The 26491-nt window shown below is 67.6% G+C and carries 25 protein-coding genes and 1 tRNA gene; 8 read left to right on the forward strand and 18 right to left on the reverse strand.

What is annotated here, in order from left to right:
* Window positions 1-31: 31 nt before the first annotated feature.
* The 6 genes from lysA to NN2_RS19310 all read right to left on the reverse strand — a co-directional run bounded on the left by lysA (window position 32) and on the right by NN2_RS19310 (window position 6423).
* Complete coding sequence (gene lysA, locus NN2_RS19285; RefSeq protein WP_063015349.1) at window positions 32-1375, reverse strand: diaminopimelate decarboxylase; 1344 nt, start codon at window positions 1373-1375, stop codon at window positions 32-34.
* A 146-nt stretch (window positions 1376-1521) separates the two neighbouring features.
* On the reverse strand, window positions 1522-2313 hold the full coding sequence (cmrA, locus tag NN2_RS19290) for a mycolate reductase (protein ID WP_063015350.1): 792 nt from the start codon (window positions 2311-2313) through the stop codon (window positions 1522-1524).
* Between the two features lie 11 nt (window positions 2314-2324).
* The gene (locus NN2_RS19295; protein ID WP_063015351.1) at window positions 2325-2948 is read right to left on the reverse strand and encodes a VOC family protein; all 624 of its coding nucleotides are present in this window, start codon (window positions 2946-2948) and stop codon (window positions 2325-2327) included.
* The gene (locus NN2_RS19300) at window positions 2948-4999 is read right to left on the reverse strand and encodes an NADPH-dependent 2,4-dienoyl-CoA reductase (RefSeq protein ID WP_063015352.1); all 2052 of its coding nucleotides are present in this window, start codon (window positions 4997-4999) and stop codon (window positions 2948-2950) included. Before NN2_RS19300 ends, NN2_RS19295 begins: the two co-directional genes overlap by 1 nt.
* A 4-nt stretch (window positions 5000-5003) precedes the next feature.
* Window positions 5004-5606 carry a PadR family transcriptional regulator gene (locus NN2_RS19305; RefSeq protein ID WP_030517834.1) on the reverse strand — a complete coding sequence of 201 codons (603 nt, stop codon included), beginning with the start codon at window positions 5604-5606 and terminating at the stop codon, window positions 5004-5006.
* A 199-nt stretch (window positions 5607-5805) separates the two neighbouring features.
* Entirely contained in the window at window positions 5806-6423 is a 618-nt protein-coding gene (locus tag NN2_RS19310) for a TetR family transcriptional regulator (RefSeq protein ID WP_036525890.1), read from the reverse strand.
* A gap of 169 nt (window positions 6424-6592) precedes the next feature.
* On the opposite strand from NN2_RS19310, the gene NN2_RS19315 reads away from it, so the two are divergent.
* From NN2_RS19315 to NN2_RS19325, 3 genes are read left to right on the forward strand one after another with little or no spacing between them, the layout of a single operon-like run.
* On the forward strand, window positions 6593-7702 hold the full coding sequence (locus NN2_RS19315) for a ferredoxin reductase (RefSeq protein ID WP_082857104.1): 1110 nt from the start codon (window positions 6593-6595) through the stop codon (window positions 7700-7702).
* A gap of 15 nt (window positions 7703-7717) precedes the next feature.
* Window positions 7718-8872, forward strand: a complete 1155-nt coding sequence (locus NN2_RS19320; RefSeq protein ID WP_063015355.1) for a fatty acid desaturase family protein — start codon at window positions 7718-7720, stop codon at window positions 8870-8872.
* A complete protein-coding gene (locus NN2_RS19325; protein ID WP_063015356.1) occupies window positions 8873-9193 on the forward strand; it encodes a hypothetical protein in 321 nt (106 codons plus the stop codon). It begins immediately after the preceding gene.
* 6 nt (window positions 9194-9199) lie between these two features.
* On the opposite strand, the gene NN2_RS19330 is transcribed toward NN2_RS19325, so the two are convergent.
* Window positions 9200-9742, reverse strand: coding sequence for a DUF4254 domain-containing protein (locus tag NN2_RS19330; protein WP_063015357.1), 543 nt, complete (start codon window positions 9740-9742; stop codon window positions 9200-9202).
* A gap of 356 nt (window positions 9743-10098) precedes the next feature.
* Between NN2_RS19330 and NN2_RS19335 the strand changes: the two genes are divergently transcribed.
* Window positions 10099-10428 (forward strand): hypothetical protein, encoded by a 330-nt coding sequence (locus NN2_RS19335; protein WP_063015358.1) that lies wholly within the window; start codon window positions 10099-10101, stop codon window positions 10426-10428.
* 159 nt (window positions 10429-10587) lie between these two features.
* Here NN2_RS19335 and NN2_RS19340 read toward each other — a convergent pair whose 3' ends face one another.
* From NN2_RS19340 to NN2_RS19350, 3 genes are read right to left on the reverse strand one after another with little or no spacing between them, the layout of a single operon-like run.
* Window positions 10588-11757 (reverse strand): ABC transporter ATP-binding protein, encoded by a 1170-nt coding sequence (locus NN2_RS19340; protein WP_245658773.1) that lies wholly within the window; start codon window positions 11755-11757, stop codon window positions 10588-10590.
* Entirely contained in the window at window positions 11754-12575 is an 822-nt protein-coding gene (locus NN2_RS19345) for an ABC transporter permease (protein ID WP_063015359.1), read from the reverse strand. The genes NN2_RS19340 and NN2_RS19345 overlap by 4 nt, the downstream gene beginning before the upstream one ends.
* Window positions 12568-13374, reverse strand: coding sequence for an ABC transporter permease (locus NN2_RS19350; RefSeq protein WP_063015360.1), 807 nt, complete (start codon window positions 13372-13374; stop codon window positions 12568-12570). Before NN2_RS19350 ends, NN2_RS19345 begins: the two co-directional genes overlap by 8 nt.
* 288 nt (window positions 13375-13662) lie before the next feature.
* Here NN2_RS19350 and ectB point away from each other — a divergent pair, with 288 nt between their 5' ends.
* Window positions 13663-14916, forward strand: coding sequence for a diaminobutyrate--2-oxoglutarate transaminase (gene ectB / locus NN2_RS19355; protein WP_063015361.1), 1254 nt, complete (start codon window positions 13663-13665; stop codon window positions 14914-14916).
* Window positions 14917-15017: 101 nt separating this feature from the next.
* On the opposite strand, the gene NN2_RS19360 is transcribed toward ectB, so the two are convergent.
* The 6 genes from NN2_RS19360 to NN2_RS19385 form a co-directional block, all read right to left on the reverse strand.
* Window positions 15018-15923 carry an aromatic prenyltransferase gene (locus tag NN2_RS19360; protein WP_063015362.1) on the reverse strand — a complete coding sequence of 302 codons (906 nt, stop codon included), beginning with the start codon at window positions 15921-15923 and terminating at the stop codon, window positions 15018-15020.
* A gap of 263 nt (window positions 15924-16186) precedes the next feature.
* Window positions 16187-16262: transfer RNA gene (locus NN2_RS19365), tRNA-Gly, on the reverse strand.
* Between the two features lie 88 nt (window positions 16263-16350).
* Window positions 16351-17565 carry a DUF445 domain-containing protein gene (locus NN2_RS19370; RefSeq protein ID WP_063910810.1) on the reverse strand — a complete coding sequence of 405 codons (1215 nt, stop codon included), beginning with the start codon at window positions 17563-17565 and terminating at the stop codon, window positions 16351-16353.
* A 111-nt stretch (window positions 17566-17676) separates the two neighbouring features.
* The gene (locus NN2_RS19375) at window positions 17677-18120 is read right to left on the reverse strand and encodes a nuclear transport factor 2 family protein (RefSeq protein WP_063015363.1); all 444 of its coding nucleotides are present in this window, start codon (window positions 18118-18120) and stop codon (window positions 17677-17679) included.
* Window positions 18121-18173: 53 nt separating this feature from the next.
* On the reverse strand, window positions 18174-18515 hold the full coding sequence (locus NN2_RS19380; protein WP_063015364.1) for an MmcQ/YjbR family DNA-binding protein: 342 nt from the start codon (window positions 18513-18515) through the stop codon (window positions 18174-18176).
* 58 nt (window positions 18516-18573) lie between these two features.
* Window positions 18574-19959, reverse strand: coding sequence for a dihydrolipoyl dehydrogenase family protein (locus tag NN2_RS19385; protein ID WP_063015365.1), 1386 nt, complete (start codon window positions 19957-19959; stop codon window positions 18574-18576).
* 220 nt (window positions 19960-20179) lie between these two features.
* Here NN2_RS19385 and NN2_RS19390 point away from each other — a divergent pair, with 220 nt between their 5' ends.
* From NN2_RS19390 to NN2_RS19400, 3 genes are read left to right on the forward strand one after another with little or no spacing between them, the layout of a single operon-like run.
* Entirely contained in the window at window positions 20180-21436 is a 1257-nt protein-coding gene (locus NN2_RS19390; RefSeq protein ID WP_063015366.1) for an amidohydrolase family protein, read from the forward strand.
* The gene (locus NN2_RS19395; RefSeq protein ID WP_063015367.1) at window positions 21433-24906 is read left to right on the forward strand and encodes an indolepyruvate ferredoxin oxidoreductase family protein; all 3474 of its coding nucleotides are present in this window, start codon (window positions 21433-21435) and stop codon (window positions 24904-24906) included. Before NN2_RS19390 ends, NN2_RS19395 begins: the two co-directional genes overlap by 4 nt.
* The gene (locus NN2_RS19400) at window positions 24903-25595 is read left to right on the forward strand and encodes a hypothetical protein (protein WP_063015368.1); all 693 of its coding nucleotides are present in this window, start codon (window positions 24903-24905) and stop codon (window positions 25593-25595) included. The genes NN2_RS19395 and NN2_RS19400 overlap by 4 nt, the downstream gene beginning before the upstream one ends.
* A gap of 23 nt (window positions 25596-25618) precedes the next feature.
* On the opposite strand, the gene NN2_RS19405 is transcribed toward NN2_RS19400, so the two are convergent.
* Both NN2_RS19405 and NN2_RS19410 read right to left on the reverse strand, forming a co-directional pair.
* Window positions 25619-25966 carry a hypothetical protein gene (locus tag NN2_RS19405; protein ID WP_146098773.1) on the reverse strand — a complete coding sequence of 116 codons (348 nt, stop codon included), beginning with the start codon at window positions 25964-25966 and terminating at the stop codon, window positions 25619-25621.
* A 49-nt stretch (window positions 25967-26015) separates the two neighbouring features.
* Window positions 26016-26491: aldehyde dehydrogenase family protein (locus NN2_RS19410; RefSeq protein ID WP_156511375.1), on the reverse strand; the 476-nt coding region annotated here is incomplete at its 5' end.

Raw genomic sequence — 26491 nt, forward strand, 5'->3', positions numbered from 1 at the left:
GGCGTCACCGGCCCGCGCGCGGAGGTGCCACTCAACCGAGATCGCGCAGCAGCAGATCCGCCACGGTCTCGCGGCGCACCAGCTCTCGCATCCGGCCGTGACGGAGCGCGACGATCGGCGGCCGCCCGACGCCGTTGTAGGCCGAGGCCAGGCTGTGGTGGTAGGCGCCGGTGCACGGAATCGCCAGCAACTCACCGACGTGCAGATCCGCGGGTAACCGGATATCGGCGGCGAGGACGTCACCGGCTTCGCAGTAGCGTCCGGCCACGGTGGCGGTGATGGTCGGTCCGGTGGGATGCCGGTTCGCCACCACCGCGTCGTAGCGCGCCCCGTAGAGGGCGACCCGCGGATTGTCGTTCATTCCGCCGTCCACGATCACGAACGTTCGTCCGCCCGGCACATGCTTGATCGCGGTGACGCGATAGATCGTCACGCCGGCGCGAGCGACGATGCCGCGGCCCGGTTCCATCGCGATCACCGGGCGGGGGAAGCGGTTTCGCGCGCACGCCGCGTCCAGGGCGTCGTCGATGATGTCGGCCAGCTCCGAGAGATTCAGTTCCGCGTCGCCCGTGCGATAGGCCACCGCATGCCCGCCGCCCAGATCGAGCTGGGTCAGCACGACGCCGTAGTCGTGCCGGACCTCGGCCATCCGCGCGACGAGCCGTCGCACCGCTTCCCCGTAATGGTCGGGGTTGTGGATCTGCGAGCCGAGGTGGCAGTGGAAACCGCGCAGATCGAGCAGGGGATGGTCGATGATCGTCCGGATCGCCTCCTCGGTGGTCTCGTCGTGCGGGCCGAAGCCGAATTTCTGATCGCTGACCCCCGTGCGGACGGCCGGATGTCCGTGCACGTCGATATCGGGTGTCAGGCGCAGCAGAACCTGCTGCGGCCGTGTGACCACCGTGCCCAGCAGACTCACCTCGGTGAGCGAGTCGATCACGATCCGCCCCACGCCGGCGCCGACCGCGTATTCCAGTTCGGCGAACGGTTTCCCGCTGCCGTGCAGGATGATCCGACGCGGGTCCACCCCGGCCGACAGGGCGATCGCCAGCTCGCCGGCCGAGCACACATCGATGCCGAGACCTTCCTCGGCCACCAGCGCCGCGATCGTCCGAGTCAGCAGAGCCTTTGCGGCGTAGACGATTTCGGCATCGGGGAAGTGTTTGCGGTACGACCGGCAGCGGGTGCGGATCTCGCTGTCACCGATCACATAGGTCGGTGTGCCGTAGCGGTCGGCGACATCGTCGAGGGCGACCCCGTCGACGGTGATGCGGCCCAGTTCGTCGTAGTGCGTCCGGTACGGCCACACGGTGGTGTCCAATCGCGGGGATGCCATCCCCGAACGTAAGGACGGGAACATCTCGAGCAACGTCACGGCGTGTCTCCTGTGGTTCCCCGCTTTCCTCCTCGACTGCGGGGGTCACTCTCAGGACTACGCCGCGCAATGGTGCCGGAACCGTCTCGATACGCCGTCTTGACCAGCGGCGCCGCGATCTTGACGCCGCCCTGACACCCTGCGGATCAGCCGGCCAGCTTCTTGTAGAACGAGCCGACGATGGGCGCGGTGAGCGCCCGCGGCGCGTACTGGCCGGCGACGCTCATACCCTTGCTGATCAGGCCGGGAACGACGCGCATCTTGTTGCGCGCCAGGGCGTCGATGGAGATTTTCGCGGTGTAGGCGGCCGATACCCAGATGAAGTCCGGGATCTTGCTGCCGACCTCTTCCTGGTCGGGATTGTCGGTGCGCACCGGGCCCGGCGCCAGCAGCGTGACATGCACGCCACTGCCGGTCAGCTCGCCGCGCAGCGATTCGGAGAAGGTGTTGGTGAAGGCCTTGGTCGCGGCATAGGTGGCGTTGTTGGGGATGGCCATGTTCCCGGCCGCCGAACCGGTGATGAGGATGCCGCCGCCGCGGGCGAGCATGCCGGGCAGCACCGCCAGGGTCAGATCGTGGACCGCGACCGCGTTCAGTTCCATCACCGAGCGCTCGACGTCGGCGTCCAGGTCGGCGACGGCGCCGAAGGTGGCGACACCGGCGTTGTTGCACAGGATGGCGATCTCCCGGCCGGCCAGCTCGGCCACCAGCGGTGCGCGCTGTTCGCGATCGGACAGGTCCACCGCGCGAACCTCGGCGGTCACCCCGTAGGTGTCGGTCAGCCGCTGTGCCAGCTCGGCGAGCAGGTCGCCGCGCCGGGCGACCAGGATGACCGAATAGCCGCGTTTGGCGAGCTCCTCGGCCAGAGCGGTTCCGATCCCGGAGGACGCTCCGGTGACGACGGCACGATTGTCGGCGGTGGGTGCAGGCAAGCTCACGGTCGCCGAGCCTACCGGGTGCCCTCATCCGCGGCGCCGGACTTCCCCTCGCCGCGGGGCTTGGGCTCGAGGAAGGCGATCCCCCAGTCGATATGCCCGTGCCAGACCCCGGCGATCCGTCCACCCTGCACCGCCGGCTTCGGATCCCCGACCGGGCCACCGGCCGCACGCACCGCCGCCACCGTGGCATCGAGATCCGGAGTGCCGAAGGCGACGCCGACCAGCGCGGGCCGCTTCGTCGGGGCGGCGACGACCTCCAGGAACGCCTCGCCGACGCGATAGAACGCCATTTCGGGGCCGTCCGGACCACGCGGGTGGAAGCGCCGTCGCGGGCCGATCCCCAGCACGGCGTTCAGCGCGGTCACGGATTCGTCCAGATCCGGTACCCAGTAGACGACGTGGTCGACGAAGGTCACCCCGTTGGGATGGGCCGTCTCGGTCTCGACGTCGTGCAGCAGCTCCGGCACACCCAGTGTCGCCGCGTCGGACTCGATCCCCTCGAATCCCCAGCCGGTGCCGACGCCGAGCGTGCAGGAGATCCGCCCGATCCGCATCATCCCGCCCTCGACCGCGAAACCCAATGCGGCCCACGACTTCTCGTCGCCGGGCAGTCCCAGCCGGGTGAGAATCGCCATTACAGCGCCGCCGCCAGGCGGGTGCCCTGATCGATGGCCCGCTTGGCATCGAGTTCGGCTGCCACATCGGCGCCGCCGATCAGATGGATGCGCACCCCCGCCTGCCGCAGCGGATCGACCAGATCGCGCACCGATTCCTGTCCGGCACACAGGATCACGTTGTCACATTCGATGACGGTGGGCCGATTCCGCTTGTCACCGAAACTGATGTGCAACCCGCGGTCGTCGATGCGTTCGTAGTTGACGCCGCCGATCTGCTCGACACCCTTCGCCTTCACCGCCGCACGATGCACCCAGCCGGTGGTCTTGCCCAGGCTCTTGCCGAACGGAGTCGACTTCCGTTGCAGCAGTACGACATCGCGGGGCGCGGGCGAGGGACGCGCGACGGTCAGCTGTCCCGGAGCCTCCGGATCGTCGGCGGTGACACCCCACTCCTGCTTCCATTCGTCGAGCTTCAGCGCCGGATGCCCCTCGACGGTGAGGAATTCGCTGACGTCGTAACCGATTCCGCCCGCCCCGATCACCGCGACCTTCTTACCGACCGGCTTCTCCTCGCGCACGAGTTCGGCGTAGGTGAGCACCTTCGGATGGTCGATACCCGGAATATTCGGGATACGCGGGCGCACGCCGGTGGCGAGCACCACGTGGTCGTAGCGGCCTTCGATCAACTCACCGGCGCTCACCCGGCGGTTCAGGAATACCCGCACCCCGGCGAGTTCCAGCTTGCGGGTGAAGTACCGGATCGTCTCGTTGAATTCCTCCTTGCCCGGAATCCGCCGCGCGATATCGAACTGTCCGCCGATCTTGTCGTCGGCTTCGAACAGATCCACCTTGTGGCCGCGTTCGGCGAGGTTCACCGCCGCCGACAATCCCGCCGGTCCCGCGCCCACGACCGCGATGCGCTGCATCCGCCGGGTGGGCAGCAGGCGCAGTTCGGTTTCGTGGCCGGCCCGCGGATTCAGCAGGCAGGACACGGTCTTGTGGACGAAGGCGTGGTCCAGGCAGGCCTGGTTGCAGGCGATACAGGTGTTGATCTCGTCGTCGCGGGCGGCGCGGGCCTTGGCGGCCCACTCCGGATCGGCCAGCAGCGGCCGGGCCAGCGACACCAGATCGGCGTCGCCACGGGTGAGGATCTCCTCCGCGGTCTCGGGCATGTTGATCCGGTTCGAGGCGCAGACCGGAATGTTCACGCGCGCGGTGATTTTCGCGGTGAATTCGACGAAGGCCGCGCGCGGCACCGAGGTGACGATCGTGGGCACCCGTGCCTCGTGCCAGCCGATGTCGGTGTTGATGATGCTGACGCCCGCGGTCTCCAATTCGGTTGCCAGCGCCAGGATCTCGGGTTCGGTCTGGCCGTGTTCGACGAATTCCGCCATCGACAACCGGAACACGATGACGAAGTCCGCGCCGACGGCGGCCCGGATCCGGCGCACGATCTCCAACGGAAACCGCCGCCGGTTCTCCGCCGACCCGCCCCAGCGATCGGTGCGCTTGTTGGTGCGCGGCGCGAGGAACTGGTTGATCAGATATCCCTCGCCACCCATGATCTCGACACCGTCGTATCCGGCGAACTTCGCCAGCCGCGCACACCGCACGTAGTCCTCGATGGTGCGCTCGACACCCTTGTCGGAGAGTTTGCGAGGGCGGAACGGGTTGATCGGCGCCTTGATCGAGGAAGCCGAAACACTGAACGGCACATAGGCATAGCGCCCGGCGTGCAGAATCTGCAGGGCGATCTTGCCGCCCTCGGCGTGCACGGCCCTGGTGATCGCGCGATGCCGGTAGGCCTCGGTCTTGTTGGTGAGTTTGGCGCCCAATGGCAGCAGCCAGCCCTCGCGGTTGGGGGCGTAGCCGCCGGTGATGATCAGGCCCACGCCGCCGCGGGCGCGCTCGGCGAAATAGGCGGCCAGCCGGTTGGTATCCCAGGCGCGATCTTCCAGGCCGGTGTGCATCGAACCCATGACCACCCGGTTGCGCAGGGTGGTGTGGCCCAGGTCGAGCGGCTCGAACAGATGCGGATACGAATGCGGCGAATCGGAATTCGCGGTCATGGGATTACCTTTCGGAAACGGAATCCGGTTGCGGGGCTGAGGCTTCCGGATCAGGCGACGACGAGCGCGACACACCCCGCAGACCGGCCAGTACCTCGTCGCACCATTCGACGAAGCCGACCTCGACCCGGATACCGCCGCGCAGCACCAGGTACTGGTACAGGGCGGTGCCGGTGAGCCGGTCCGGGGCGGGGAAGTCCTTCTTCTCGATGAGGCGGTACAGCTCCAGCCGCTGGGCGTGGTGATCGCGATGACGTTCGACCTCGGCGCGCAACGCGTCCGGATCGCCGTGGGCGGCGGCGCGGATCTTCACGCCCAATTCGCTGCGCAGCGGGCCGATATCGTCGGTCGGCTCCGCAATCCAGCGCGCCAGTTCGGCATCTCCGGCGGCGCTGACGGTGTAGACCTTCTTGTCGGGCCGCCCGTCCTGAGCGATCGCCTCGCCGGTGACCCAGCCGCGTTCCTCCATGCGCTTGAGTACCCGGTAGATCTGCTGATGCGTTGCGCTCCAGAAGAATCCGATCGATTTGTCGAATCGGCGCGCCAGTTCGTACCCCGAACCGGCCCGCTCGCTCAGCGATACCAGCAGTGCGTGTTCGAGGGCCATGCGGTGAGGTTAACCGATACCCGCTGTACTATGCAACGTGGTGCATATTCCCGGCCAGGGGAGCCGGAACTGCGAGAATCCTGTGAGGACGTGCAGTTTTCTGTATCATCACCCGCGGTGCTCTGCACTATCTCGGATACGGGAAGGGCGCCTCGCACGACCGCGAGGTCCGCGGGGCGTCCTTCTGTCCGAGGGGCGCTCAGGCGGTATGCGGTTTCCAGGCGGCCATGCCCAGGGCAATCATCCGCACTTGGCCGACGGTGCGATCGACGAGTTGCGGGCGGTCGCGCAAGGGGACGGCGACGAAGTCGGCGATGTGGTCGGCGACGGTGGAGACGATCAGGTCGGCAGCCAGTTCCAGATCATCGGTCGGCCATGCGTCCAGCGCCGGAATCCGCGACATGTCGACCACCAATTCCCTTGTGATCAACTGCATTTCGGAGGCTATCGCGGAGCGTAGCGCCGGTGCGCCTCCGTGGCGTTCGCGGATGAGGAAGCCGTAGAGGTCCTCGCGGCCGGCGATCTGAGCGAAGACGAATCGCACCGTTTCGGCCAGGCGTGCGTCCGGGGTGCGGCGCAAGTGCCGCAGCGCCAGGCGTAGCTGTCGCACGCCCTCGTCGACCAGGGCGGTTCCCAACTCGTCGAGGGAATCGAAGTGGCGATAGAAGGCGGTGGGCACGATCCCGGCCGAGCGGGCGATCTCACGCAGGCTCAGCGCCGCGAATCCGCGCTCGGCAGCCAGGGCCAGCGTGCCGTCCAGCAGTGCTCGCCGCGTGCGCTCCTTGCGCTCGACTCGGGTTTCGGCCTGCTCGCTCATCTCGCTGAGCATACATCCGTTCACGATTGGTCCATTCATGGAGATGTTGCATCGGTCACATCAGATGCAGGTTGAACTATTGCGATACCGCCAGGCACACTAGTTCAGTGTACAGATGTGCACCGAAAGAGGTGCACATGATCAACAGACGAAGGCTGGGGAGAACCGCATGGTGGGACTGCTCGATCTGGTCCAGACACTGACCTCGCCGCACCCGCTCGACCGGTATCTGGAGTTGGTGCGACCGACACTGACGCTGCGCGATATGCGGGCCGAGATCATCGGCGTGGATCGGTCGGTGCCCGGTTCGGTGACCCTCACACTCCGTCCGACGCGGCAGTGGGCCGGGCACGAGGCCGGTCAGTTCGTGCAGGTGGGCGTGCTGATCGACGGAGTGAAACACACCCGCTGCTATTCGCCGATCGATGCCGAGGCCGGCCCGCGCCGCACCCTCACGCTGACCGTGAAGGCGCATCCGGAGGGGCTGGTGTCGCAGTATCTGCACCGGCACGCGAAGCGGGGCATGGTCGTGGACCTGGCGCCCGCGTCCGGTGTGTTCCGGCTGCCGGAGCGGCGACCGGACAAGGTGGTGCTGATCAGCGGAGGCAGCGGCATCACGCCGGTGCTGTCGATGCTGTCCACCCTGGTGGCCGAGGGGTACCGCGGTGACGTGGTGTTCCTGCACTACGCCCGCTCCCCCCAGGAGGTGCCGCACCGGGACCTGCTCGCCGATATCGCCCGCCGCCACGACAACGTCGACATCGTGCTGGGTTATCCGGAACTGGCCCGGTCCGAGCGGCTGGACGGCGCACCGTGGAGCTGCGCGACCGTGCCCGGCGCGAAGTTCCTCGACTACGACGAACTGTCGCGCATCGCGCCGTTCTTCGCGACCGCTCAGACCTACGTCTGCGGCCCGCCGCCGCTGATGGAGTCCGTGCGCCGCATCTATCAGGCCGAGGGCCTCGACGACCGGCTGCACAGTGAGGAATTCGTCCTCACCGCCGCGCCGGCCGACACCACCGACGTCGAGGGCGTCACCACCTTCTCGGTGAGCGGCAAGCAGTCGGAGAACACCGGTGCGAGCCTGCTCGAACAGGCCGAGTCGGCCGGATTGACGCCGGAGTTCGGGTGCCGGATGGGTATCTGCTTCTCCTGCACGGCGGTCAAGCGATCCGGCTGCACCCGCAATCTGCGCAGTGGCGAAGTGGACAGCGATCCCGACCAGCCGATCCAGCTGTGCATCAGCGCCGCGGTCGGCGACGTCGACATCGAAATCTGAAAGGGGAGAACCGTCATGACCATACTCACCGAAACCGAGAACGGACCGCTGGTCCTGTCGCCGGAACAGGTCGCCGAGATCGGCCGCGAGCTGGACGCGCTGCGCGACCGCATCACCGCTGATCTGGGGGAGCGCGATCGCGAATACATCTACTCGATCATCAAGGCGCAGCGCGGGTTCGAGATCGCCGGGCGCGGCCTGATGTACCTGGGCTTCCTGCCGCCGTTCTGGCTGGCCGGAGTGGCGGCGCTGAGCCTGTCCAAGATTCTGGACAATATGGAGATCGGCCACAACGTCATGCACGGCCAGTGGGACTGGATGCGCGAACCCGGCCTCAATTCCCGTGTGTTCGAATGGGATACGGTGTGCCCGGCCGATCAGTGGAAGCATTCGCACAACTACATGCACCACACCTACACCAACATCCACGGTCGTGACCGCGACATCGGCTACGGCGTGCTGCGCATCGATGAGGGCCAGCAGTGGAACCCGTACTACCTGGGCAACCCGGTGTACGCGCTGGCGCTGATGCTGTTGTTCGAGTGGGGCGTGATGCTGCACGACCTCGAGGCCGACAACATCGTCAAGGGCAAGCGGAAGTGGTCGGATATCAAGCGCCTGGCCAAGGGGCAGATCCGCAAGGCGGGCCGGCAGGTGCTCAAGGACTACATCGTCTTCCCGCTGCTGAGCGGCCCGCTGTTCGTCTCCACCCTGGCCGGCAACGTGACCGCCAACCTGGTGCGCAACGTCTGGGCGTACTCGATCATCTTCTGCGGACACTTCCCGTCGGGCGTACAGACGTTCACCGAAGAGGAGACCGAGAACGAGACGCGCGGCGAGTGGTACGTGCGGCAGATGCTCGGCTCGGCCAACATCAGTGGCAGCAAACTGTTCCACATCCTGTCGGGCAACCTGTCCCACCAGATCGAACACCACCTGTTCCCGGACCTGCCGGCCAACCGCTATCCGGAGATCGCACCCGAGGTGCGCGCACTGTGCGAGAAGTACGGCCTGCCCTACAACACCGGCCGGCTCAGCAAACAGGTCGGCTCGGTCTGGCTCAAGATCTGCACGCTCGCCCTTCCCCCGGCCATCGTCGGGAAAGGCTCGCAGCCTGGTGTTATCGTGATGCGAGAGCGGCAGGTCGAGCCGAGCGAGGTGGGCGGGTAGATGATCGGAAAATTCGAGAGCAACAAGGATCTGATCCAGGAGCTGACATCCTCCGGGGCACGACACGTCGGCAATATCGCAACGATCATTACCGGCACGGTCTCGGAAGTGACGCGCGAAATCGGTGATTGGATCACCGACGCCATCGAAATGCGGGAGGCCGCGGCCGCGGCGCACCGTGATCGGGAGGCGGCGGCCGGGGTGAACACCGGTCGCGACGAACCGGATGTGTTGATCGACGAGCCCGACTCGGCGCCGAATGTGAATGCGGCCCAGCCCATCATCGATGCCGATGTGGAAATCGTCGATCCGAAGCACTGAGCGGAGTCAGAACACCGGCAGCCGACGCCGGTGTTCGGCGATATCGGTGATCAGATCCTTGTAGCCGTCGGCCAGTTCGGCGAGGCGCACCCAGTGCAGGTGTGCCTCGCCGTCCGGTGTGGAGGCGGGGAGTTCGTCCGTCGGATGGTTCGAGGCGGGCAGTCCGAGCGCATGATGGGCGGCGACCCATTTTCCGGCCATCCGGTCGATGACCGCACCGAGGGTTTCGGTATGCAGCGAGGCGCCCTCGCGGTGCGCGATGTTGTCGGCCACCCAGACGTCGATGCATTCGACCAGCCGGGTGCGTTCGCGATCGATGTGGTCGACCAGGCGGCTGGCGCCGGCCACGCGCGCGCTCGACGCCTTCGGCGCCTGCGCCTCCCGGTAGGCGTGCCGGCGTAGTTCGTGGCAGTGGACCAGCTGCCGGGCCGCCTCCAGCACCGGATGGTCGCCGGGCGGTGGCGTCGTGGACCGGAATGCGCGCAGTAGTGCGGATACCGACGGAAGTGCGCCGGTCGCGTCGTTGTCACCGGCGTATGCGGTCGCCATCGTCTCCCACCCTCGTCTCAGCGGTCGGAATCTGGTTACGCCAGGGCCGAGGAGGTTTCGGGAGGGGCTCCCCTCGGCTCCGGCGTAGTCCCGCGGAATCGGACTCCGGCTGTTCGGTCGCACTGCTCACGGGTGTACGAACCGGGATATCCGCGACGATGCGAAAGACGTGTCCGAATGCGGGGACATATTCAGGAAAGCGTGTCCTGACTTGGCATGCAACGGTTGACGCGCGGAACACCCAAGGTGCCGGACAATCGTTATACGCATCACGCCGGGATCACATGATCGCGAAGATCCACCATCGGCGGCGCGGCGCCTGCGCGACCGGTCACGGGTGGCTAGCCTGAAGATTTGTGCCCGCCTATGTCTCTTCGCCGGAGCTGACCTTCGGCTTCCTGTTCGCTCTCGAAGATCCCGAGCGAATCGCCGAGGTGGTGCGAGATCTGATGGAACGTCGGACAGTCTCGGTCTTTCGCCTCGCGCACGTCTCCGGCGCGGAAGGTCCGCCCGAGCGCTATGTCGTGAACTGGGCTGCCATTCCGCAGATTTCGATCACCACCGCCGCACCGGACGCCGACGCCATGCAGGCCGAGCGGATCATGCTGGTCAACGCATTTCTCGGCGAGGGCGGTGAGGTCAGCTTGTACTCGTCGGACAGCAATCGCCCAGACGACAAGCGCTAGAGTCGATTTGCCATCGGCACCGCAATCGTTTTCGTTACGGAGACACTCCACACAGCGGCTCTTACGTCCCTCTCAGCTACCGGCCAGCGGCGATTAAGTTCCGGCCAGCAGGGTGGGTCTGGTCGATCGCCCGGCGAGGGCATCGACGGCCTATGCCCCCTAGAGAGAGGTAGAAGCATGATTCCGGTCATCATCGACACCGGTAGCGCCGCGCTGAACGGCATTCTCGACACCGGCAGCGCCGCCCTCAGCGGCGTTCTGAACACCCTGTTCACCGGGTCGTTCGGCGGCTGATTCCGCCTCGTCCCTGGGGATCGCGCCCCGGGCAACCGCCCCGGCGTCCGACGGCGCCGGGGCGGTGCCGTCTCCGGCGGAGTAGATGCGGCGCACCACATCCTCGATATCGGGTTCCTCGATGGACAGGTCGCGCACCTCGACCCGGTTCGAGATGGCGGCGAGAAGCTGGGCGGCGGTGGTGATTTCGGGATCGAATGCCAGCCGCTGCCGCATGCCGTCGGCCTCGGCCGCCAGCAGTGTCGCTCCCGCGAGGTCGGTGAGATCGGCGCTGGGCCGGGCCAGATCGACGACCAGGGCGCGCCGCGCGCCGACGGTGCGCGCCAGTCCCGGCAGCGTGCCGTCGTAGGCGAGACGGCCGTGGTCGACCACCAGCACCCGTTCACAGAGGCGCTCGATATCGCCCATATCGTGGGTGGTGAGCAGCAGGGTGGTGCCGCTGTCCGCCCGTTCCCGGCGCAGGAACTCCCGCAGCCGCTGTTTGGACAGTACGTCCAGTCCGATGGTCGGCTCGTCGAGAATCAGTAGCTCCGGGCGATGCAGCAGCGCCGCGGCGATTTCGGCGCGCATGCGCTGACCGAGGGAGAGCTGACGGACCGGGGTGTCGAGGGTGTGCGCCATCTCGAGCTGTTCGACGAGTTCGTCCGTGCGGCGGCGGGCCGCGGCCGGTTCCAGGCGATGGATCGCGGCCAGGATGGTGAACGATTCGCGCAGCGGCAGATCCCACCACAGCTGTGACCGCTGTCCGAACACCACGCCGATCCGGCCGGCCAGTTCGCGCCGCCGGCGCACCGGATCCAGTCCGCAGGTGCGTACCGTGCCCGAGGTCGGCACCAGGATGCCGGTGAGCATCTTGATCGTGGTGGATTTGCCGGCTCCGTTGGCGCCGATATAGCCGACCGCCGAACCGGATTCGATGCGAAAGCTCATCGAATCCACGGCGGTCAGCACCTCGCGCACGCGTCTGCGGCGGCCCCGCGCACTGCGCCGGAGCACGAATTGTCTGGTCAGTTCCGATACTTCGACGGTGTTCATCCGCCCCCTCCCTGATAGTGGCGTACCCCGATGCGCCACAGCGTCGAAGCCATTATCCAAACCCACAGTGCCGCAAAAGGTCCGAACCAGGCGAGCTCGGCGGGCAGCCACCGCGGTCCGGGCAGGCCGAGCAGGGCGATCGTGGGCAGATAGGCGACGAACGACACCGGGATCGCGAATCCGAACAGCGCCCGCAGCGGTCCGGAGAACACCGAACTCGGCTGCTGGGCGGCGAACGATCCGCCGTAGGTGAAGCTGTTGGTGAGCTCCGAGCCGTCCACCAGGTGGAATTGCAGGCCCGCGGCGCAGACGAACAGTCCGGCGAAGATGGCGATCCCGCTCACTACGCTGCTCACCGCGAGCGCGATATGCGCTGGGCTCCACTCGATATCGTTGCCGATCAGGCCGGCGGTCAGGACCACCGCCGCGACGGTGGCCCGCGACAGCCGCCGCAGCGACACATCGCTGGTGATCAGCTGGAGCAGCAGGGGCTGGGGTCGCAGATGGAAGGCGTCGAGGGTGCCCAGCCGAATGTAGGTCGCCAGGGTGTCGGTGTGGCCGACGGCGATCTGCGCGAGCGCGAAGCTCAGGTTGGACAGGCCGAACAGCAGCAGCATCTGAGTCGAGTTCAGCCCGCCCAGGGCGGTGACGTTGTGGTAGATCAACCACATTTCGGCGAATTCGACCACGCCGATCAGCAGGGAGGAGAACAGGTCGGTGGCGAACGACAGCGGATAGGCGCGCTGTGAGCGCATCCGCGAGCGCAGCACGGCCACATAGGGTGTGAGCCGGCTGCCGTACGGTGCGAGCTCAGCCACCCTGCACCTCCAGTTTGCGGCGGCCCGCCGCGATCAGAGCCCGGCCGATGCCGATCGCGATCACGATCCACAGCACCTGCATGCCGATCACCGCCCAGGCCGCCGAACCCGTTGCGCGACCGGACATCACGTCGACCGGCCCCTGGAGCAGCCAGGGAAACGGGGTCAATTGTGCGGCAGCGGCCAACGGCGCCGGAAACAGGTGGATGGGTACGTAGAGACCGGCGAGGAACGTGGACAGGATCTGGTAGAGCATTCTGACCCCGCGCGTCTCGATCAGCCAGAATCCCAGCAGGCTCACCGAGAACAACAGCAGCAGTGAAAGCGTCACGGCCGCAACGACACTGACGGCGCCGAGCAGATACGGCGCGAAGGTGCCGGGCAACACCAGTTGCGCCGTGATCAGACCCGTGGCGATGGAGGGCAGGCCGCGCAGTGCCAGTGTGCACGCCGAACCGCCGAGATCGGTTGCCAGATAGAAGAATTGGATATCGATGGGGCGTTGCAGATCGACCGCGACATCGCCGGTGCGTACCCGCTCCGCGATATCGTGCGGCGGCCCCATCACCCGCAGGGCGCCCAGCATGGCCTGCGACAACCACACGTAGGCGCCGATCGACGCACCGGTGTAGCCGCCGAAGCCCGGTGTGGAGCGCGCCGCCGCGATCATCACCGCGGCGCGGATCAGGCCGAATACGACATTGGCGGCCAGGCCCGCGAAGACGGCCGACCGGTAATTCCATTGGCGCCTGAAGCCGGCGCCGAACAGACGTGAATAAACCCCCGAGAGTGCGCGCACAAGTCGTCCAGAATACGACGTGGTCGCTCACCCGGCGAGCGAATTTCGAAGAACCGGAGTGGGGAAGTCCGGGCGGTCGGTATGGTCGTCGCACCCGACGGCCGGGCGTGCTCGGATGCTCGACGGTTGCCGGCCCCGTCTGTCGCGGCACGCCGGGCGATGTCCCGGCCGTTGCCGGGGTCGATGTGGATTCGCGCAAAACCTTGCCGCGACCTCCATCGCAGTGTTAGAAACAGTCATGTTTCACACTGGGGTCGCCGCGGTGGCTCCCGCCCCTGAGGACCGCCTATGACCACCGTTTTCGAAACGCTGGAATCGGATGTGCGTGGATACTGCCGGGTCTGGCCGACGGTCTTCGACACCGCCCGCGGCGCCTGGCTCCGTGACGAGCAGGGTCGTGAATACCTCGACTTCTTCGCCGGAGCCGGCGCGCTCAACTACGGGCACAACAATCCGATCCTGAAGGCGGCCCTGCTGGACTATCTGTCCCGCGACGGGCTCATTCACGGCCTGGATATGTCGACGGTCGCCAAGCGTGATCTGCTCGAGGCGGTGCGCGATCTGATCCTCGTCCCGCGCGGGCTCGACTACAAGGTGCAATTCCCCGGCCCGACCGGGGCGAACGCGGTGGAGGCGGCGCTGAAGCTGGCCCGCAAGATCACCGGGCGCAGCAACGTGGTGAATTTCACCAACGCCTTTCACGGCATGACGCTGGGTGCGCTGGCCGTGACCGGTAACGCCGCCAAGCGGGCGGGGGCCGGCGTGCCGCTGCCGCATGTCCATCCGATGCCCTACGACGGCTACCTGGGTGGTGCGGACGAATTGGCGTGGATCGAGCGGATGCTCGACGACACGTCCTCGGGGGTGGACAAACCGGCGGCCGTGATCGTGGAGACGGTGCAGGGCGAGGGCGGGGTGAACATCGCCGGCGCGGAGTGGTTGCGCCGGCTCGCGGAGTTGGTCGCGACGCGCGGAATTCTGCTGATCGTCGACGATGTGCAGATGGGCTGCGGGCGGACCGGACCGTTCTTCTCCTTCGAGACCGCGGGCATCACCCCGGATATCGTCACGCTCTCGAAGTCGATCGGCGGCTACGGCCTGCCGATGGCGCTGGTGCTGATGAAACGCGAGCTCGACCAGTGGGCGCCCGGTGAGCACAACGGCACCTTCCGCGGTAACAATCCCGCGTTCGTCACGGCGCGGGTGGCGCTGGAGGAGTACTGGCGTGACGACCGGCTCGAGCTCTCCACGCTGGCCCGCGGTGAGCGGGTGCGCACCGCCTTGGCGCGGGTGGCGGATGCGGTGGGCGGATTGTCCACGCGGGGCCGCGGTCTGGTGCACGGCCTGGTCTTCGACGACGCCTCCGAGGCGGGCAAGGTGAGCCGGGTCGCCTTCGAGGAGGGATTGCTCGTGGAAACCTCGGGCGCCAACGACGAGGTGGTGAAACTGCTTCCACCGCTGACCATTACGGATTCCGAGTTGGATCACGGCCTAGACATCCTCGCGCGCGCTGTCGACATCGTCTGCGGCGGGCGCACATAGGGGGATCGGACCGTCGGCTGCCGACCCACACCCGGTAGCCGACCGCGGGGCCGGGTTTCCGCTGCGGGGCCCGGTCCCGCACATTCGTGTGCCGCGAGCGGTTACGAATCGGATGTCTTCATCTTGTCCAAAATCCTGGGCTGCCACTGGTAGAACCAGCTGAATTTGTAGGACTCGCCCTCGGGCGACGAGGTGGCGGCATAGGTGTATCGCCGGTCGTTCGTGGCGTAGGGGACCTGGTCGGCGAGTTCCAGGAAGTGCGGGTCGATCGGGACGGGGAGGGCGGCCGGGTCGGGTGTGATGACCGGGAAGCACAGGCGCTCGATCCGCGACGATTCCCAGCTGAACGTGGCGTATATGTCGAATGCCTTCGCGGTGAGCGAGAGGAATTGCGCGCTGGGTTCCGGGAATCCGGCATCCCGATGCAGAGACGCGATGGCGTCGGGTGCGAAGTGGTCGGCGGTGAGCCCGGGGAAGTACACGTTCATCGTCTTGTCGTGGTAGTCGATGCCGAGGAGGCCGACCTTGTCCGCCAGGCCGTGCCGGGCGAACATATCGGCGTGGTCGGCGAGACCGGCCGGCATGGAGGGGAGTGCGGCGAGTTCCGGCACGTTCTGCACGCCGTCCGCGGGAAAGAACGGCCAGATCTTCTTGAAGCCGCCGGCCACACCGATGTCGATGCCGTAGCTGTCCACGGGGAAGCGCGTGCGGACCTGGTCCAGCAGTGAGCCGATCGGATGATCGGTCTCCGGGATCAGCCCGTTCGAACGCGCGATGTCGTACGGGTCGATGTCTTTCGGCAGCGTGAGAAAGCGATAGTCGAGGTCGCCCGAGCGACGGGCTTGGGTGACCACCCGGAAAGAGATCACCGATTGCGTGAGCATCGGGCCGTATGCGTTCAGGAGCGGCCACACAGCGTCCGGAGTGCAGGCGACGTTCGCCAGCCGCGCGGATTTCTCGATGGCCGCATACAGATCGTCCAGCGCGGATTCGGTAGTGGTGGACATGCGTCCTTCCTGAGGTGGGTGCTACGAGCAACATCGCGGTCTCGCCGAGACGAGGGCCGGGCAGTGAGTGGTGCCCCGGCGGAGTCGAATGCGGAACGCGCACAGGATTTTACGAATCGATGTCGCCGACAGGCTGTGGTCGACTGCCCGCTGCTGGGAGCTTGTCGGGATCGGGACTTTCGATAACCCCGTGACGAACGAGAGAAGGAAGTGGACTTCGGCTGCGAGCAGGATGGCTCGACGCTACCGGTCCGGTACTTTCGTGGAGCGGATGACGGGATTCGAACCCGCGACCCTCACCTTGGCAAGGTGATGCGCTACCAACTGCGCTACATCCGCATCCCGCCTCGCGGCGGTGCGAGAAAAACAATAGCCGATGGCGGCGCGCAACCGCGAATCCGCAGGTCAGCGCGCTGCGTAGATGACCTCAGCTGAGCAGCAGGTGCACCTGCAGTTCACCCACCAGAAAGCCGAGCACACCCCCGATGGCGACCAGTTTCCACTCGTCCTGTTTGAACGCCGGGCGCAGCAACCCTTCGTATTCGTCGTCGGTGAGCTGGCGGGTCTTCTCGATCACCAGACTGCGCAGATCCAGCGTGCGCATCGCGTGATCTTCGAATCCGGCTGCGGCACTGCGGATGTAGGCCAGCATCTCGGGCACGATCTCGCGTTTGACCCGGGTGATGGAATCGCCGGCGACCAGCATCACCAGCGGTCGCGCGGGTGCGGACTGCGTATCGATGAATTCGTCCATCCGTCGCGCCAGAATCGAGGCCAGCCGGTCCGAGCGCTCGCCGTTGAGGACCGCCTCGAGCATCTTGGCCGGGGTGAGGATTTCGGTGGCGATCAGGTCGCCGTAGTCGACGCAGACCTGTTCGCGGCGCTTGTGGAACAGCCCCTGCCAGCCGATGCGGCCGAAGATCCGCCGCGGCCGCACAGGTCGGAAGATCATCTGCAACGCCAGCCAGTCGGTGACCAGGCCGGTGAATCCGCCGAACAGCGGCATCAGCCACGAGGAGTGGGTGAAGGCCCAGGTGATCATCTGGACGAAGCCCAGCAGGGTGCCGAACAACAGGCCGGAGCGCACGATGAAGCGCAGTTCGTGATGGCCCACCCGGCGCACCATCTCCACCAGCAGCGCCTTGTCGTTGACCAGGGTGTCGATGGCGATGGACCGCAGATCCATGATCTGGTCGAGATTGGTCCGCAGGTCGGTGACGATCTCGTCGATGAGGTCGGGGACATCGCGCTGGACCCGGCGGATCATCGCCTCGCGGGCGAACTGCGGCATGGTCACCCACAGCCGCGGTTCGTAGCGCATCATCAACTCGTCGACGGTGTGCGCGACGGCGTCGTCGAGCGGTTCGCGCAGGGTGGTGGTGAGCTCGGCGACGTCGATGCGGCCGAGGATCTCCTGCGGATCGATCAGCCGCGAGAACATCAGGTCCACCGCGATCGTCGCCATCCTCGGCGCCGCCTTCGGAATCACGCCCTGCCACCCGAACCAGGGTGGGATGCCGCGGAATTCCAACGGACGGCACAGCATTTCGACGGCAACGAGTTTGGTGGTCCAGCCGATGAAGGCGGCGATCACCGGAATCGAGCAGTAGAGCAGCCAGTGCTCGGTGAAATCGGCGATCACGCGTCCGCCCTGTGGGGAGCCCGCGCCCAGCGGTGGTTCGGCGAACAGCGCTGCAACGGTGGGGAAATGTCGAGCCGCACGCGCGAACAGTAACAGGTTATATAGAGGCGTTTACTGGGAGCCGGGGCTGGCGGCCAGGAACATGTAGCTCTTCTCCTCGACCCGCCGCGCGATCCGCCAGGCGCCGTCCACGCGGGTGAAGGTATCCAGGTACCACAGGCCGCACAGCATGAGGTTCTGCTTGCCCTCCGCTTCGCCGACGAGCATCGGGTTGTGGCACATGGTGCGGCCGGTGGCGGTATCGCCGTCGACGGTGATGGAGGAATTGCTGATCAGATGCTGGAAGGCGGGAAAGTTCGGCATCACCGTGGCGAGGAACTTCTTGATCTCGGGCAGGCCCCCGCTGGCGCCGCCCATGGCCGAGTAGTCGATCTGCGCGTCGGCGGTGAAGACGTCGTCGAGCAGATCCCACTGCTGGGTGTCCACGGCATGGGAGTATCGGACCATCAGATCTTCGATCTCGATCCGATCCGAAATCTCTTGCAGCGACAGCATTTTTTTCCTCCAGTGGTAGCGGCTCGGCGACGATGCGGACCAGACGATGCGGGCTATCCGGAAGCCGCGTCGAAGGCGCGCACCAGGGTGCGCGGCGCCTTGTGTCGCCAGGCGTCGGTGAGCAATTCGCTCAGTAGGCCGGTGTCGGCGGCGCCGAGGTCGACGCGGACCGCCGACAGGCGCTTGCCCCACCACTTCTCCGTGCAGCAGTCCGGATATTCCGCCACGGCCTCCCGGATATCGGCTTCACTCGCCATCACGTGGGCGTGCGTGGGGTCGGGCAGGGTCGCGAAGATCGCCTTGCGGACGCGGAACGACGGCATGTCGAAATGCGGCGCTTCGGTGGACTCGGGTAGTCCCAGCGCAATTCGCCGGACGTCGTCGGCATCGGCCATGGGCCGATTATGCGGCCGAATCCGCGTCGTCGCGTCCGGTTCCGCGAGATGGGCCGTACTAGCCGAGGTCGGCGAGGGCGGCCTCGATCGCGCGGTGGAAGGTGGGGTAGGCGTAGATCATTTCCCGCAGCGTGGTGACCGGCACCCGGGCGTGCACCGCGACGGCCAGGGCGCTCAGCACCTCGCCACCGACCGGGCCGACCGAGGTGGCGCCGACCAGAATGCCGCGATCGGCGTCGGCGACCAGCTTCACGAATCCGGCGTTGCCGGGCCCGTGAATCCAGCCGCGGGTCGAATCCGGGACCTCGGCCCGTCCGGTCCAGACGCTCAGTCCGGCGTCGCGGGCCTGCGACTCCGTCATCCCGACCGCGCCCACCTCCGGTTCGGTGAAGGTGACATTGGGAACCGCGTGATACTGCGCGGGTTCGGTAAGGGAGCCGAGGATGTCCGCGGCGGCGATGCGCGCCTGGTACATGGACATGTGGGTAAAGGCGCCGTGTCCGGTGACGTCCCCGATCGCCCAGACCCCCTCGGCGGCGCGCAGCCGGTCGTCGACCCGGATGCCGTGCGCCTGTTCGTCCAGGCCGATGGCGCCGACGCCCAGTGCGGACAGATCGGTGTAGCGGCCGGCGGCGACCAGCAGGCGCTGGGCGCGGATCGGATCACCGTTGCTCAGCCGCACGGTGAAATAGCTGCCGTCGTGGTCGATGCGGGTGGCCTCGACGCCGGTTCGGACCGAAATACTCTCTTCGGCAAAGACTTTCGCGAGCAGGTCGGCAGCCTCGGGCTCGGCGCGCGGGAGCAGCCGGCTGCGCACGACCATCGTCACCTCGGCGCCGAACCGCGAGAAGATCTGGGCGAATTCCGCGCCGACCGGTCCGCCGCCGAGCACGATCAGCGATTCCGGCGCCTCGGTGGTGGTCACCGCCTCGCGATTGGTCCAGTACGGGGTGTCGGCCAGACCCTCGATCGGCGGTACGGACGGGGCGGTGCCGGGATTCAGCACGATTGCCCGCAGGGCGCGGAAGTCGCGCGGTCCGTCGGCGGTATCGACGCGGACCTGGCCTGGACCGGTGATGCGCCCCCAGCCCCGCACGAAGGTGCCGCCGGCGGATTCGAATCGTTCGACCGCGACCTTGTCGTCCCAGTTGTCGGTCGCCTCGTCGCGGATCCGCTTCGCCACCGGCGCCCAATCCGTATGCACCTGGGCACTTCCCGCGAGGGTGCCGACCCGGCGCGCCTCGGCCAGGGTCTCGGCGGCGCGCACCATCATCTTGGTCGGCACACAGGCGTAGTAGGGGCATTCGCCGCCCAGCAACCGGCCTTCGACGCCCACCACCGCGAGTCCGGCGCGCGCCAATTCGGTCGCCACGGCCTCGCCGCCGGGCCCCATGCCGATGACGACGGCATCCACGGATTCGGTCGCCGGGGTTTCGGCGGGCATGCGATCACGCTCCTCTGATTCGACTCGGTGGGGACGGCGGGGGTCCCGCAGACCATGGTGACAGCTGCGACGCCGCCGGTGGGGGATCGACAAGTACCCATCGCGGGATTCCGTTGCGCGCGCTGACGGGTGGATGGATGATTCTCGAAAGTAAGAATTCGACTCTCGTGACGGTCCTACGGTGATAAAGTAAGTACTCGCTCAGTACTGGAGGTCGCTGATGACGGAGCGAATGCTGCTGACCAATGGGCGGATCCTGACCTGCGGTGGTGATCTCGCCGAACGCCCGCGCCCGGGATCGGTGCTGATCGAGGGGGATCGGATCGCCGAGGTCTCGATCGGTGCGGACATCGCGGTCGATCCGGGAGCCGTGCGGGTGGTGGATCTGCGCGACGCCACGGTGTTGCCAGGTCTGGGTGACGCGCACACACATATCAGCTGGCCGCTGGATTTCGTCTTCGACCACGCGGCCGTCGCGGCGGCACCGCCGGCGCGGCACATCCTCGACGTCGCCGCCGTGGCGAAAACCTATCTGCACAGCGGTTACACGCTGCTGATCGGTGCCGGAGCCACCCAGCCGCAGGACGATCTGCTCATCCACGATGCGGTGGAGCGGGGTCTGATCGCGGGGCCGCGCCTGATTCCCTGCGGGGCGATGATCGCCGAGCGCGGGGGCCTCGGCGGCGAAGAGGGCGGCCTGATGGAGGTCGTGGACGGGGTCCGCGATATCCGCGAGGTCGTCGCCCGGCAGTGCGACAGTGGCGTGCGGTCGCTCAAACTGTTCATCTCCGGCGACGGCGTGGTGCCCGAGCATCCGTCCGAGGACGTCTATATGAACGACGAGATGCTCTCGGCCGCAGTGGAAGTCGCGGACCGCTACGGCGCCTTCGTCACGGTGCACGCCCGCGGTGCGGCCAGTGTGGCGATGGCCGCGCGCACCGGCGTCCGCATCATCCATCACGCCTGTTTCCTCGACGACGAGGCGCTGACCGCGCTGGAGGCGCGCCGCGACGACGTCTGGGTATGTCCGGGCCTGCACTATCTGTACGCCGTGGTCGCGGGCCGGGCAGAGCAATGGGGCATCACCCGGGACCGGGTCGACGCGTCCGGCTATCGCGACGAATTACGCGCTCAGATAGACGGATTGCACAAGCTGAAGGCCGCCGGTATTCCGATTCTCTCGGGGGGCGACTTCGGGCATCAATGGACCCGGCACGGCACCTACGCGGCGGAACTGCAGCGCTATGTCGAGTTGATCGACATGTCCCCGATCGAGGCGATCCACACCGCCACCCGCAACATGGGTCCGGCGGCGCGTCTGGACACCGGTGAGATCCGGTCCGGACTGCTGGCCGATCTGATCGTCGTCGACGGCGACCCGACCGTGGATATCACTGTGTTGCAGGATCATTCGAAGCTGCGAACGGTGATCAAAGGCGGCGCCGTCGCCTACATCGACCCCCGGGTCTATCCGTGACGGCGCAGACGCCGGTGCTCTCGGGAGTACAGACGCTGGTGCGGCTGCTCGCCCTGCGCCACGAGCTGGACCTTCGCGACGGGACGACCACCGCCACCATGGTTTCCGGATACCCGGGGTCGCCGCTGGGCGGTTTCGATCTGCAACTGGAACAGCACGAACCGCGGCGATATCGCATCGTGCACCGGCCCGGGCTGAATGAGGAGCTGGCGGCGGCCACGGTCTGGGGCAGCCAGATGGGCGCCGCCCTCGCCTACGACGGTGTCGACGGCGTGGTGGGCGCCTGGTACGGCAAGGGGCCGGGCCTGGATCGCTCGGGTGACGTACTCAAACACGCCAATGCGATGGGGGCCGGTCCGGGCGGCGGGGCGGTGGTGTTCTGTGGTGACGATCCGGCCGCGAAATCGTCCACCCTGGCCTGCGACAGCCAGTACACCTTCGCCGACGCCGGCATGCCGGTGCTGTTTCCGGGTGATCAGCAGGACATCCTCGACCTTGGTATCCACGCCTTCCGGATGTCGCGCTATGCCGGATGCTGGGTCGGACTGAAGATCGTCACCGCCGTCGCCGACGGAATCGGCACGGTCGACACGGATCTCGCGCGCCATCATCCGGCCGAACCGCACATCACCATCGCGGGACGGACCTGGACGCATCGACCGCAGGCGACCATCGGGCCGCATGCGGTGCCCGGGCAGGAAGAGCTGATCAACGAGCATCGGCTGCGCGCGGCCCGCGCCTATGCCCGGCACAACGGCCTCGACCGGACGGTCGGCCCGGACACTGCCGAGCTCGGGATCGTGTGCGCGGGCGCCACGTATTTCGATGTGGTGCAGGCGTTGTCGGAGCGCGGAGTGCGCATTGCCGATCTCGCCGCGGCGGGTGTGCGCATCCTGCGGCTGGGCATGACCTACCCCCTGGTCGAGGAGACCGTCGTCGAGTTCGCGGATTCGGTGCGGCGGTTGCTGGTGGTGGAGGAGAAGCGGCCGTTCGTCGAGACCCAACTGCGCGCGGTGCTGCACGAGGCCCGGCATCGAATTCCGGTGCTGGGCAAGCGGGATCGCGACGGTGCGCCCCTGGTGCCCGGATCCGGTGTGCTCGATCCGAAGGCCGTGGGCGACATTCTCGACCGTGTTCTTCCGGCGCTGCGCCCGGCGACGCCGCCTCGGCTCGATCTGCCGCTGCTGGTGACGCCGGCCCGCGCGCCCGCGTACTGCAGCGGCTGCCCGCACAATCGGTCCACCGTCGTACCGGAGGACGCGCTGGTCGGGGGCGGGGTCGGCTGTCACGGCATCATGTATTTCGAGGCCCGTAACCGCGACCTGACGACGCTGCCGCCGACGCCGATGGGCGCCGAGGGGGTGCCGTGGATCGGATTGTCACCGTTCGTCGCGGCGCCCCATCTGATCCAGAATCTCGGTGACGGCACCCTGACCCATTCCGGCATCCTCGCGGTTCGCGCGAGTGTGGCCGCCGGAACCGACATCACCTTCAAGATCCTCTACAACGCGGCGGTCGCGATGACCGGCGGTCAGGAGGTGACCGGACTGCGGGACGTGCCCGCCCTCACCCGGGCACTGCAGGCCGAGGGGGTGCGCGAGATCGTGGTGTGCGCCGAGGATCCCGGCCGCTACGGTCGCCGCGCGCGATGGGCGCCGGGCGTGAAGGTGCTGGGCCGCGATCGGCTGGCCGAGGTGCAGCAGCGGCTGCGAACGGTGCCCGGCGTGACGGTGATCATCTACGACCAGCGGTGTGCGGCCGAGGCGCGGCGGCTGCGGAAACGCGGTCTGCTGCCGGAGCCGCCCCGCCGGGTCGTCATCAACGAGGCGGTCTGTGAGGGCTGTGGCGACTGCGGCACGAAGAGCAACTGCCTGTCGGTGCTGCCGGTGGACACCGAATTCGGCACCAAGCGGCGTATCCACGATTCCTCGTGCAATCGTGACTACACCTGCCTGGACGGCGACTGTCCGTCCTTCGTCACCATCGAGCCGAAAGCCGCTGGGCGCCGGCGGAAACGAGCACCGCGTGAGCGGCCGCGACTTCCGGCGGGATCGTTGCCGGAGCCGGTGCCGCCGGCGGTCGGCGAGCGCTACAGCATCTACTTCACCGGGATCGGCGGCACCGGAATCGTCACCGCCAACCGGATCCTGGTGCGGGCCGCCGAGGCGGCGGGCTGGGTGGTCGGCGGGATGGATCAGACCGGGCTCTCGCAGAAGGCGGGGGCCGTGGTGTCGCATCTGCATCTGGCGGCCGATCGCGCGGGACTGAGTGCGGCGGCGGTGAGCGGCGGCGGCGCGGATCTGTACCTGTCGGGCGACATCCTGCAGGCCGCCACGGCCGAACACCTCGCGAAAGCCCGTGCGGGGCAGGCCGTTGCGGTGGTCGACCGGACCGTCACCCCGACCGCGGCGATGTTGCAGAGCCATACCGCGGCCCCCGATGTGGCGGCATTGGAAGCCGCGATCGCCGATCGGATCGGCGCGCCGCGAACCTCGGTGATCGATGCGCGACGCGTCGCCGAGCGCGTCTTCGCCGATCACCTTCCCGCGAACGTCGTGTTGCTGGGGGCGGCCTTTCAGCTGGGTGGCGTGCCGGTGACGGCGGCCCATATGGCGCAGGCGCTGGCGGGGCGCGGCCGGGCGGCGGCGGACAACCGGCTCGCGTTCGACTGGGGTCGCTGGCTGGTGCACGATCCCGCGGCCGTCGCGGCGGCGTTGAGGGGCGAGCGCGTGGCATCCACCGCGCGCGGGTACGAGCCGACGGCGGCGGCCACTGCATCGGCGGAAGGACTTGTGGCGCAGCGTAATCTGCCGTCCGAGCTCCGCGAGGTGCTGCGTCGCCGGACCGCTCAGGTGATCGATTACCAGAGCGTGGGCCGTGCGCGCCGGTACCTCGAACTCGTCGGTTACGCGGCCGAGCGCGACGATGCCGCACGGGAGTGGAAACTGACCCGCGCGGTCGCCGAGTCGTGGTTCGCCCTGCTGACCTACAAGGACGAATACGAGGTCGCGCGTTTGCATCTGGCCGCGGACTACGACGCGGTGGCCGCCGAACTCGGGCTCGACGGCGGCTACGCGCTGACCTACCACCTGCACCCGCCGATACTGCGGCGTCTGGGAATGGCGCGGAAGCTGCCGGCGGGCCGGACCTATTCGCTCGCCTTCCGGGCACTGCGACGGATGAAACGCCTGCGTGGCACACCGTTCGACCCGTTCGGATGGGACCGCGACCGGCGCGCCGAACGCGCCGTCATCGTGGAGTACGCGCGGCTCGTCACCGAGATCACCGATGCCGGCGCGGACGTGCCCTACGACCGGCAGGTGGAGTTGGCGGCCTCGGCCGCGACGATCAAGGGCTACGGCCCGATCAAGGAACGCGGTATCGAGCGCTGGCGCGCCGGGATTGCGGCATGGCGGGCCGAACACCATTCGGAGGGAGCGGTTTCCGAGGCGAGCGGGGCGCTGCCGTGATCAAACGTCTGCGTTTCGCCACCCGCTCCCCGCAGCTGTCCTTCGACGGTTTCGCCCGGCAGTGGCCGCTGCTGTGTGCCGCGGCGGCCGACGCGCCCAGCGGACTGCGACCGGTCCGGGTGGCGGTCTGCACCGTCCTTCCCGATCTGACCGGGCCGGATGCCCGGCACGACGGTGTGGTCGCCGAATGGTTTCGCGATATCCGGCATCTGCGGCGCCACGACCGGTGGCGATCCCGACGCGACGATGCCGCCGAGACGGTGACGCTCCCGGCCCGTGCGACGGAAGTGATTGCCCGCGAACAGGTTCTGCGCGGCGGCGACTGGCTGCGACACCGATGGGACGACGGCGGCGCTCGAATGAAACATATGGCGGTCGCGGTGCGGGCGGCGAACCTGACGCCGGAAGAATTCGCGGCACGCTGGACCGCACATGCGGGCACCGTGCGGCGACCGGGCGCCGCGACAGTGGCGATACCCGACTCGGCCCGCGGCCGCGCCTATGTGCAGAACCATCCGGTGGCCGCGACCCGCACCGCCTACGACGCGGTGAACGAGGTCTACTTCGACGACCTCACCGGCCTGCGCACGCGCATCGACTGGTTCCGTGCGCACGGCCCGACCGGGCCCGATGAACTGTTCGAGCGATCGTGGTTTCTCGCCGCCCGGGAGGTAGTGCTGTCCGGCTGAGCGACGGTGTGCCGCCGCGCCGGTCAGCGGCACATGACCACGAGGCGCCGGGAGATGTGCACCGGGGTCCCGGCGAGCACCATGGGTAGCGCCGCCGCGCTGAGGATCGCCGGTTGAATGCGCCCGCCGACGATCGGATGTGCCTGGGCGCCGTAGTTGTCCAGGGTGAAGGCGAGGTCGGTGGTCGGCTCCGCCGGGCAGTCCGCCGGATCCGGTTCCGGGAAGCACCACTTCCAGCGACCCTCGGTGGTGGAGAAACAGATTTCGATGTAGTCCGCGCGTGCGGGGCAGGGTCCGGCCGATTCGACCGTGGCGCGGACGAACGACTCGCCGTCGAACGCCGCACCGCACATCCGTGATCCGGTTCGCATCGGATACCACTTCCTTCGCGCAACAACTGCCGAACGACGCTGCGGCCGTTCAGTTTCCGGCATCCGGGCGCAGTGCTGCCGGCAGTCCGATACTTCTGGGTTCGAGAAAACTGTGCAGTCCGTCCGGCCCCAGTTCGCGACCGAGTCCGGATTCCTTGAAGCCGCCGAACGGCACCCGGGGAAACGGCGGATAGGTGCCGTTGATCGCGATGCTGCCGGTGCGCAGCCGCTTGGCGATCGCCAGTCCGCGCTCGGCGTCCGCCGACCACACCCCGCCGGAGAGGCCGTAGGGCGAATCGTTGGCGATACGCACGGCGTCGTCGTCGCCGTCGTGCGGGATCAGGCACAGCACGGGACCGAAGATCTCCTCCCGCGCCACCCGCATCGCATTGTCGACGCCGGCCAGAATCGTCGGTTCCACGTACCAGCCGCGCGGCAGCCCGGCCGGGCGGCCGCCGCCGGTGACCACCCGCGCACCGGCGTCGCGGGCGAGAGCGATGTAGTGCTCGACGCGGGTGCGCTGCC

The sequence above is a fragment of the Nocardia nova NBRC 15556 genome (genome assembly GCF_001613005.1).
Classification (GTDB): domain Bacteria; phylum Actinomycetota; class Actinomycetes; order Mycobacteriales; family Mycobacteriaceae; genus Nocardia; species Nocardia nova.

Bases quoted from the DNA above. Each gene is read 5' to 3' on its own strand.
- NN2_RS19295 (WP_063015351.1), bottom strand. From the start codon at position 2,948: ATGGCGATTCTCACCCGGCTGGGACTGCCCGGCGACGAGAAGTCGTGG.
- NN2_RS19300 (WP_063015352.1), bottom strand. From the start codon at position 4,999: ATGACCGCGAATTCCGATTCGCCGCATTCGTATCCGCATCTGTTCGAG.
- NN2_RS19305 (WP_030517834.1), bottom strand. From the start codon at position 5,606: ATGGCCCTCGAACACGCACTGCTGGTATCGCTGAGCGAGCGGGCCGGT.
- NN2_RS19310 (WP_036525890.1), bottom strand. From the start codon at position 6,423: ATGAGCGAGCAGGCCGAAACCCGAGTCGAGCGCAAGGAGCGCACGCGG.
- NN2_RS19315 (WP_082857104.1), top strand. From the start codon at position 6,593: ATGGTGGGACTGCTCGATCTGGTCCAGACACTGACCTCGCCGCACCCG.
- NN2_RS19320 (WP_063015355.1), top strand. From the start codon at position 7,718: ATGACCATACTCACCGAAACCGAGAACGGACCGCTGGTCCTGTCGCCG.
- NN2_RS19325 (WP_063015356.1), top strand. From the start codon at position 8,873: ATGATCGGAAAATTCGAGAGCAACAAGGATCTGATCCAGGAGCTGACA.
- NN2_RS19330 (WP_063015357.1), bottom strand. From the start codon at position 9,742: ATGGCGACCGCATACGCCGGTGACAACGACGCGACCGGCGCACTTCCG.
- NN2_RS19340 (WP_245658773.1), bottom strand. From the start codon at position 11,757: ATGAACACCGTCGAAGTATCGGAACTGACCAGACAATTCGTGCTCCGG.
- ectB (WP_063015361.1), top strand. From the start codon at position 13,663: ATGACCACCGTTTTCGAAACGCTGGAATCGGATGTGCGTGGATACTGC.
- NN2_RS19360 (WP_063015362.1), bottom strand. From the start codon at position 15,923: ATGTCCACCACTACCGAATCCGCGCTGGACGATCTGTATGCGGCCATC.
- NN2_RS19375 (WP_063015363.1), bottom strand. From the start codon at position 18,120: ATGCTGTCGCTGCAAGAGATTTCGGATCGGATCGAGATCGAAGATCTG.
- NN2_RS19380 (WP_063015364.1), bottom strand. From the start codon at position 18,515: ATGGCCGATGCCGACGACGTCCGGCGAATTGCGCTGGGACTACCCGAG.
- NN2_RS19385 (WP_063015365.1), bottom strand. From the start codon at position 19,959: ATGCCCGCCGAAACCCCGGCGACCGAATCCGTGGATGCCGTCGTCATC.
- NN2_RS19390 (WP_063015366.1), top strand. From the start codon at position 20,180: ATGACGGAGCGAATGCTGCTGACCAATGGGCGGATCCTGACCTGCGGT.
- NN2_RS19405 (WP_146098773.1), bottom strand. From the start codon at position 25,966: ATGCGAACCGGATCACGGATGTGCGGTGCGGCGTTCGACGGCGAGTCG.